The organism is Photobacterium alginatilyticum (assembly GCF_009910675.1).
Taxonomy (GTDB): domain Bacteria; phylum Pseudomonadota; class Gammaproteobacteria; order Enterobacterales; family Vibrionaceae; genus Photobacterium; species Photobacterium alginatilyticum.
On sequence record NZ_RSEJ01000041.1, the window covers coordinates 26730 to 35627 of the forward strand.

The 8898-nt window shown below is 43.4% G+C and carries 6 protein-coding genes and 2 pseudogenes; 6 read left to right on the forward strand and 2 right to left on the reverse strand.

Annotation, left to right across the window (positions count from 1 at the left end):
- Positions 1-16 precede the first annotated feature (16 nt).
- The 5 genes from tssI (at position 17) to EIZ48_RS26065 (ending at position 8050) form a co-directional block, all read left to right on the forward strand.
- Positions 17-1927, forward strand: a complete 1911-nt coding sequence (gene tssI, locus EIZ48_RS26045; RefSeq protein WP_160658106.1) for a type VI secretion system tip protein TssI/VgrG — start codon at positions 17-19, stop codon at positions 1925-1927.
- A gap of 90 nt (positions 1928-2017) precedes the next feature.
- Entirely contained in the window at positions 2018-2305 is a 288-nt protein-coding gene (locus tag EIZ48_RS26050) for a PAAR domain-containing protein (protein WP_160658108.1), read from the forward strand.
- Between the two features lie 72 nt (positions 2306-2377).
- A complete protein-coding gene (locus EIZ48_RS26055; RefSeq protein ID WP_160658110.1) occupies positions 2378-3253 on the forward strand; it encodes a hypothetical protein in 876 nt (291 codons plus the stop codon).
- Between the two features lie 19 nt (positions 3254-3272).
- A complete protein-coding gene (locus EIZ48_RS26060; RefSeq protein WP_160658111.1) occupies positions 3273-7652 on the forward strand; it encodes an RHS repeat-associated core domain-containing protein in 4380 nt (1459 codons plus the stop codon).
- A gap of 2 nt (positions 7653-7654) precedes the next feature.
- Positions 7655-8050 (forward strand): hypothetical protein, encoded by a 396-nt coding sequence (locus tag EIZ48_RS26065; protein WP_160658113.1) that lies wholly within the window; start codon positions 7655-7657, stop codon positions 8048-8050.
- Positions 8051-8350: 300 nt separating this feature from the next.
- On the opposite strand, the gene EIZ48_RS26070 is transcribed toward EIZ48_RS26065, so the two are convergent.
- On the reverse strand, positions 8351-8500 hold the full coding sequence (locus tag EIZ48_RS26070) for a hypothetical protein (protein WP_160658115.1): 150 nt from the start codon (positions 8498-8500) through the stop codon (positions 8351-8353).
- A gap of 39 nt (positions 8501-8539) precedes the next feature.
- Here EIZ48_RS26070 and EIZ48_RS26075 point away from each other — a divergent pair.
- Positions 8540-8767, forward strand: a pseudogene (locus EIZ48_RS26075) (hypothetical protein); the annotation flags it as partial.
- On the opposite strand, the pseudogene EIZ48_RS26080 reads toward EIZ48_RS26075, so the two are convergent.
- Positions 8760-8898: pseudogene (locus EIZ48_RS26080) on the reverse strand (IS3 family transposase); the annotation flags it as partial. The pseudogenes EIZ48_RS26075 and EIZ48_RS26080 sit on opposite strands and share 8 nt — an antisense overlap.

Consider the following 8898-nt stretch of genomic DNA (forward strand, 5'->3'; position numbering starts at 1 on the left):
ATTGGTTTGATAAATAATGATAAAAGCGACACAAGATAATAGCATTCTTCGCATTCATACACCGCTAGGTAAGGATGCTTTATATATTACCAAAGTGGAAATCCTTGAAGGGATTTCTACGCTTTTTTCTATTCAGGCTTATGTTTATGCAAATGGTCAGCTAATTGATGTAAAGAGTATTCTTGGTAAGACTGTAACTATTACCTTACAATACAACCTTTTTGATAGTATGTCGGAGAGGTTTTTTAATGGCTGTATTACTGCAATACGCTCTACAGGTAGTCGAGTGCCGTCTGTAGCGGAAGGTGATAAATACCAAGATTATATTTTAGATATAAATCCAAGTTTACACTTTCTTTCTCAGCGCAGCAATTGTCGTATATTTCAACAGCTCAACGTTGAAGATATTGTAATAACAATGTTCTCGGAACATGGTGTGAAAACCCAAAGTGAGCTAAAGAAAAGCTACCCAGTATATACTTATAAAGTTCAATATCATGAAACTGATCTGCAGTTTGTAAACCGCTTGCTTGAACAAGAAGGCATATTTTATTTCTTTAGGCATGATGAAAGTAACCATTATGTTGTATTGGCAGATGATGTAACAGCGTACCAAGAATGCACGGAATCATTGGTTGCATTTACAACAGGAAGTCTGTCTGAGGCACATGTTCATTCATGGTCAGGTGCATTGGAAGTTGCTCCGGGTAGCAGTGTTAAGAAAGGGTATGATTTTATAACGCCCGCATCAAAGCCTTCGGGAGAGCATGTTAATTCAAGTTTAGCTGTACAGCAGTCAGCTTTAGAGATCTTTGAATATCAGGCTGGCTCTGAGTTTAATAGTCGGGCTCAAGATGTTGCCAATGTTTCTCTGGAATCCTTTCAGCGCGATACCGAGCAGTGTTCGGCAGCAAGCAACTGTCGCAGTTTCAGTGCAGGTCAGTACTTTACCTTTAAATATCATGAAGATAAGCGAGTTGAAGGCAAGGGCTTTCTGATCACTCAACTAAATATGGAAGTCGCGATCACAAGCCAAACCGGTGCTAGCAAAAGTGCCTACCAAACCATTCGAAATCAGTTTTCATGTGTACCGAAAGAAACTCTCTACAGGCCACAACAGCTCACGCCGAAACCTCGAATATATGGTGCCCAGACGGCCTGTGTGACAGGGGATGAAGGTGATGAAATACACATCGATAAGTACGGCCGGGTAAAAGTGCTGTTTCATTGGGATCGAGAGGGTGTTGCTGATAGCACGAGTTCTTGCTGGATCCGTGTTGCTCAAAACTGGGCTGGCAATCGATGGGGCGCATTCTTCTTTCCTCGGGTTGGCCAGGAAGTGCTGGTCGAATTTCTGGATGGTGATCCCGATCAGCCTATTATTAGCGGCGCCGTGTATAACGGCGATCAAATGCCGCCGTATGAGTTGCCGGGAAAGAAAACACAAAGTGGCGTGAAAACACGTTCGACAAAGGAAGCTGCAGAGGACAATTTCAACGAGATTCGTTTTGATGACGATAAAGGCAATGAACTGCTCGCTATTCATGCAGAGAAAGATCACCATTTAATGGTTGAAAACGACTATCAGTTGCTGATTGAAAATGATTGCCGGCACACGGTGAATAACGACCATCAATTTGTAGTCGAAAATAATAGCCAGCAAACCATTAAAAATGATTACCAGCTTCTTGTCGAAAATAACTGCAATCAAACCATAACGAATGACTACACACTGAAAGTCGACAATTGTCTTAATGCTGATATAGCTAAAGAATTGGTTATTAATGCAGGAAAGAAAATAGTACTTAAAGCAGGTGGTGCTTCACTGACACTGTCCAGCAGTGGTGCGATTGATATAAAGGGATCAAGCATAAAGGTCAATGGAAGCACTATTGCCCTAAAAGCGGGCTCTATCGCATTAAATTAGAGACTTGAACAGAAAATTGGTTATCCGGTAATGGGTTAAGAACTTAATAGGGAGTCAGCAAGTTGATATTCATCTTGTTGTAAATAGAAGATGGGAAAACCAGCAGCTACAGTGAGTTGTTTTCATATGTGCCCTAAGACGACAGGAAAAGTCCCGCATGTTGGCGGTCCGGTCGCAGCAGGTTCGGGGAATGTGTTTATTGGCGGTCTTCCAGCGGCTAGAAAGGGAGATATGTTAGTGTGCATCGGTCCGCCAGATAGTATCAAAGCGGGATCATCGTCAGTATCGATCAATGGTAAACCTGCGGCGAGAATGGGGGACTCAACTGATCATGGTGGAAAAATAGTTGTTGGTAATCCTACGGTTACGATTGGGTGAACAATGCCAATTGAGATCGAGCCGCAGTGTCTCCGGATAGGAAAATATATCGACCATCAACGGGTGTTAGCTATGGATCCGTCGTTGCGTCTTCAACCACAGCTTGAGGTGATAGATAAATATAACAGTATATTATCATTACCGATTTTGCCTTTATCTGAAGATGATCATTTCAAACGTCAGACGGCAGTATTACAAGCAAGCTTATTGGGTTGTGAATTTGATTGGTGCGCTGCGCCAGTGTTGTTGCTTTTATCCGATCACAAAGGCAATGACGAAGAGTGGTACTACCAATTATTCTCAACGCTTTGTAAAGCTATACCGGCCTTAACGAATCACTCAGAATGTTATTTATTCCCTTATGGTTGTTCTGCGATGTTATTGGCTTGGCGTCATCTTGAATATTTATTATGTGAGAAGCGACATCCATATATTTGGGTCTTAGCTGTAGATAGCGATCCGCGCCTTAGTTCTTGTGTTGTTGGTCAGCCGCAACAGCATAATATTCAGCTAAATAGTGGTATTGCCGCTGAAAGTGTTCTTTTGGTCAAGATTCGTTTATCAGAAATTGGACTCACACGAAATTGGTTTGCAAGTGAAACACGAGATAGAGAAATAACCGAGGCCAACATTGAGCCCTTATTTAGATGTTATAGCACTGAGCACCGTAAGGGTATTCAGCAATTTTATGCCCCAAATACTGGAAGCGCTGAATTAGTTGATAAGTGGGCAACCGCTTATCACCTGCTTCACCCATTCGTGGGATCCCGAACTCAGGTTGTAATGACTGGAGTCACAACGGGCGAATTAGGTGCATGTAGCGGCCTTTATAACCTATTGCATCTATACCGACGTTATGAGTGCGGTGAGTATTTGCACAGTACTTTGCAGCTGGAAATATCAGGAAGTCAGTATTTAGCGGCTGCATCGTATACCTGGCATCAATAGTAAATCATTGTAGGATGACATGGACGAAATTAAGCAGTTACAGCTTAAAGCCAATGATGGCAAAGCATATATATTTACTGTTGCAACTAATAATTCTAGTCAAATATCGTCTCAATTCGAAACGCTTCAGTTAGCCCGGCTACATGTTGATAAATTTGCTCGCCTAAGGCCAAGGCAGGGCGGCGATTTATTGGCTGTACTGGGGATGCTTGATTTTCAGGCTGAAGTCCAAGCTAGATCCGGTAGCCATAATGCATTCGTTAAAGCGCAGGAAAGAGTCGCTAAGGCTTTATTTGAAGGAGAGCTAACAGTATTTGAAATTCCGGCTATTGACCCCGTTGTTGTGCATCAACCGTCGTTGCTTGAAATTGCCGTTAAGACAACAAAGCAGGTAGGGATACAAGGGGGAAAAAAGGAGAATACCTCTGCGGGGAAAGACAGTGTTCGAGATAGCAAAGTGCCAGTTACACCTGATGAAATGGAGTATTGTGGCGATCCTGTATCGATGGCCACCGGTGAAGAAATTCTGCGTTTAACGGACATTTCTCTGTCAGGAAGTTCGCCTATTCAATGGCAACGGTTATATCGTTCCAGTCTTTGCTCGGACAATGTCGGATTAGGTTATGGATGGCGAAGCAACTTCCATTACGAGTTAACCAAGTACCAGTCGGCGGAAGGAGATAGTGAGCAGTGGCGCTTTATCGATAGTCAGGGCTCGGTATTGGTGTTCGATGATGTAGATAAAGGAGCTGTGAGTTATCAATTAACCGCAGGGGCTACGCTGTATCATGATCCTCATGGCTATTATCAGCTCGTGCTAAATGATGGCCGACAGTTGCGTTTTGTCTATCAGCATCGGCGTTGGTTGCTTGAAAGGTTGCGAGAAAATGAAACCCTTCAATATCGTTTTAGCTACTCCAGCGCAGGGCGATTAACACGAATAGTTGCTAATAACTGTCAGGCACTTGAATTACGATATGATGCCGGCGGAAATTTGATTGAGGTTCAGGCTAATGCCGGGGGGACGCCTTCTGTTCTGGCACATTATCACTATAGTGCTGAAGGGGATTTATGCGAAGCAAGTAACCGCCAACAGCAGGTTGAGAGCTATCAGTATTCAGGCCACTTACTGACCCGTAGAATTCGTCCATCAGGCTTTAGTCATTACTTTAAATGGCAGGGAGTAGGCTCATCAGCTAGATGCATTGCTCAGTGGGGGGACGAAGATAATTATCGGTATAGTTTTGAGTATGAGCTTGATAAGCATACGGCAGTGAGCACCGATAGCTTGGGCAATCAATGGCGATACGAGCATAACGCTCAGGGAAAGTTGATTCGAAAGGTGTCTCCGAAAGGGCATGTTTGGCGATATTGTTATGACTCCCGCTCAAGAAAAATTGCGGAAATTGCGCCTGGCGGTGAAGCAACACAATTTTTTTACAATCATTATGGGCAGCTACGTGAGAGACAATCTCCAGATGGCAGCATAATGCGTTACGACTATAACCGAATGGGGTTAGTTAGCCGTATAGTCGATGCAGAAGGTCGTGAATGGCGTAATGATTACAACAGCTTTGGTCGTCTGTTAAGCCAATATGATCCTGCAAGTGGCACCAAGCAATTTCATTATGATCGCCATGGAAGAGTGATTTGCATTGAGCACTCGAACGGACATAGCCAACGGTATTGGTGGGATGAACATGGGCTGTTGGCTGCATATCAAGACGGTGAGGCAATAACCCGTTACAGCTATGATGAACTAGGCGAAATTAACGGTATTATCAATACCGATGATTGGGTGACACAGTTCAAGCGGGATCGTTCGGGAAATATAATCGAAGTCGCTGAATACCCGCAAACGAACCCAGAGCAACATCGCTGCCTCTCAATTGATTACGACTGGGCCGGTCGTCCTACATCATTCACTGACGCATTAGACAGAACATATACCCTTGTTTATCAAGGCCTTGCTCAACCTGTTCAGTATATTCACCCTGATGGCAGTTGGCTTAAGTTTCAATATGATAAAGAACGTAATCTGACAGCCATAGAGCGTAGTGATGGTGTTTCTTACTGTCTTGAATACGACAGTGAAGAGCAGATACAGAAGACAATGGGTTTTGATGGCCGTACTCAGGAATATCAGTATGACGGGCAGGGGCGATTAATTAGCCTAGCAGAAAAAGGCGAGCGTTTTGTACAGCTTAATCGTGATACATGTGGCCGAGTGGTTGAGCAACGTTTTACTGTTTTTGGGGTATCCGAGTCTAATCATTTCCAATATGACAATATCGGGCGTTTAAATTATGCCAACAATGCCCAGCGTAGGTTGAGTATCCATTATCATCGTAATGGCCAGCCAACAAAGATATGCCAGGATAACTGGATTATCTTGCATGAATACGATGCTAACGGAAACCGTATTACTACCCGGTTACCAGATAATCATCGAATACATTATCGTTATAACGAAAAAGGCCTACTTACAGGTATCGACTGGGATCAACAACCATTGTTCCAGTGTAAATTCGATAGCAGTGCAAGAGAAGTTTGCCGTGAGCAAAGTAACGGCGTAACACTTTCGCAGTCCTTTGATGTGCAAGGGCGTTTGAACCAACAGTGTTGGAAATATCCTAGTGCCGAGCACCGTCGGCAATATCAATTCAATCAGGTGGATCAGCTTGTTGGCATACAGGATAGCGAGTTGGGGGAGAGTCATTATCAGTTTGATCAACTCGATCAACTTAGCGGCAGTCAATTACCTCATCAACCAGAAAAGCTATTCACCTTCGACAGCTTTGGCAACCCTCAACCTAATCAAAATGACACCAGTAGCCAACAGGGCAACAATGAGAGCCGCGTCAGCCGTGACAAGCTATTGCAATGGCAAGACACCCACTATAGTTATGACCGCTTTGGCAACCAAATAAAACGCCATGCCCCGCAAGGAAATGAACAGCGCCGCTTCAATGGCTTAAACCAGTTAACGAGTCTGAAAAAAAGCGGTAAATATACCCAGTATCATTACGACGCCTTAGGTCGTCGAAGTGCAAAAATCACCGAAAGCCAGCGTGTTGATTACCTGTGGGATGGCGACCAGATCATCGGCGAGCACTGTAACGGGCAATATACCTGGTACGTGTATGAGCCAAACAGTTTCAGGCCTGTTGCCCTTATTAAGCAAGGGGAAATCTATTATTACCATCTTGATCACCTTGGCACCCCGCTCAAACTGACCGACAGCAGCGGTGAAACCGCCTGGCAGGCGGAATACAGCATTGACGGTTTGGCCTCTCCAGTGATTGAAACTATCCGTAACCCGCTGCGATTTCAGGGTCAATACTTCGACGAAGAGAGTGGCTTTCACTACAACCGCTTCCGTTATTACGACCCTGAAACAGGGCGCTTTATCCACCAAGATCCGATAGGGCTACTCGGTGGTTTGAATCCCTACCAATACGCACCTAATCCTGTGCAATGGGTTGATCCGCTTGGGTTGAGTTGTAAGGAGGGTGCAGCAGTAGTCGCTGTAGCAAGAGCAGTACCTTACAAGCCTACATTAAATGTACTAAGCAATAATGTTATAAAATTGACTACACAAGCAGCAGCTAATGATGCGTTGTACACTGTTGAGAGATCATTACTAGCTGAACTAGCTCCGGCATTAAGTCGAATTGCAGCTGCAATACCTGCTTTGTTGTATAGTCCTTCAGCAGGCGGAGTGCTTGAGCAATATCAGGCTTCTGATGGAACGACTTACAGTAAATACAGCAGCGAATTGCTGTTCAAGGCTGTAGCACCAAGCGGTGAAACGTGGTTTGCAGAGAATATTCAAGACGATATTAATTACCGCGCCTGGCTCGCAAATGGTGGTGATGGCACATTTGAAGATTGGCTCAGTCAAGGAAAACCTGATAGCCTAGAAGTTGCAGATGTTCCAAACAAGATCTCATTGGATGATGCGATTAGTGGATTACGAAATACTACAGGTACTGAAGCTAATCAGTTTGCTCGACAAATAGCCGAAATGTCAACCCACGTTAATCAGAATTTGAACCGCTTGGTTCTAGGAAGATGGGCTGAAAATGGAGGTTATATTGGAGAGGCAAAAACCAATGGTGGTGTATGGTATGAGACTGACTCTAGCTTCTTTTCCAAACTTACTGATGGTTTGAGTGAGGCCGAAGGACGTGCAAAAGCTTGGTCTGCCAATGAGCAATTTCTTCAAGGACAACTAGAGCGCGGTGTTGGTCGAATTGACCTTTATGGTGAAACTATCAGAGAAGTGTTGATTAATAGACCAAATAGCTTCACGGCAATGGAAATTAAGTTTCTCGAAACAAATGCTAAGGATTTTGGTTATGTTAGAGATGGTAATTCTTGGATTAAGGTTGACTAATAATGGCTAGTAACTTTCAGAGAAAAGTACAATTAATTTTGGCGGAATTTTTTTCTGCTAAGGGCTTTAAATATGAAGAATCTATAGATTTTAATGAAGGTAACAAATCTATGATTTTTTATAGCTCTCCGCAATGTAAGTTAAGCTTTTATCGTTCTCAGAGGGATGGCGAAGTCAATTGTTTAGTCGGTACTATTGGAGCAGGCAATATAGATTTGGATAGTGGTAAATGGTTATTCTTGAGTTCATTGTTGTCTGAAGAAAAGGACTCGTCGATAGAGGAGTTGCTAGCTGCTGTTCCTGACTCGCCGAAGAGCGATGAAGAACAGCTTTGTGAAATTGAAATTAAACTGAGACAAAATTTTGATGAGATCGTGAAGGGACTGATTAAAATGTAGTTCCAAACGGAGTTGGTAGTAATAAATCTATAGATGAATATTCTTACGTTAGATGGAAAAAAGTTTTCGATGGTAGTGATGTTGAAACAGTAATTCTACCTGTAAATTTTGACAATCATAGATTTATTATTCTGGCAAATGAATTAAAGCCGATTTATGAGTTGGTTAGTTTTTCGAATTCTATTAAACCAAATGAAATTTCATCATTGTTAGGTTGTAAAATCACGATGCTGGGAAAGTTGAAGAACCAAATCACAATCTGGAAGCAGTGCAAGGAAGCGTTGGGACAACGTGATTCAATTACCTTACTGGGTTGATGACTCTGCTATCGGCTCTTGGAGATGCACCGAACATCACGGTAACGTGGTCATGGGTTCCGTATACTGATACTGCTTTGGCAACCAGACCAAAAACCATAGCCCACAAGGCAACGAACAGAGTGGTCTTCACTACAACCGCTTCCGGTATTACGACCCAGGGACAGGGCGCTTTATCCGCCAAGATCCAATGGTTCTGGTCGGTGGTATTAACCCGTATCAATATGCACTTTCAAATCTTCCCACGAGTGAAGAATTTATCCTTTTGATAGTTTCGGTAACCCTTAAGGGGAAGGTACCGAAGTCAGCGATGACCTACTTCCCTAGGAACGGACATCGTCGATCAATTATAGGAATTGGAAGTCCACTGTTTATGGAATGCTTTGAAGTGGTCAAGTAAAATTGGCCACGGTTTTAGAGTCATTCCAGAATAAGCGTTCTGACTCATTTGGCGTCAGACCACCGTTATATTGATGTGGCCTGATCTCGCTGTAATATCCTGTGATGTACTGAGTGATTGAACGCTGTGCC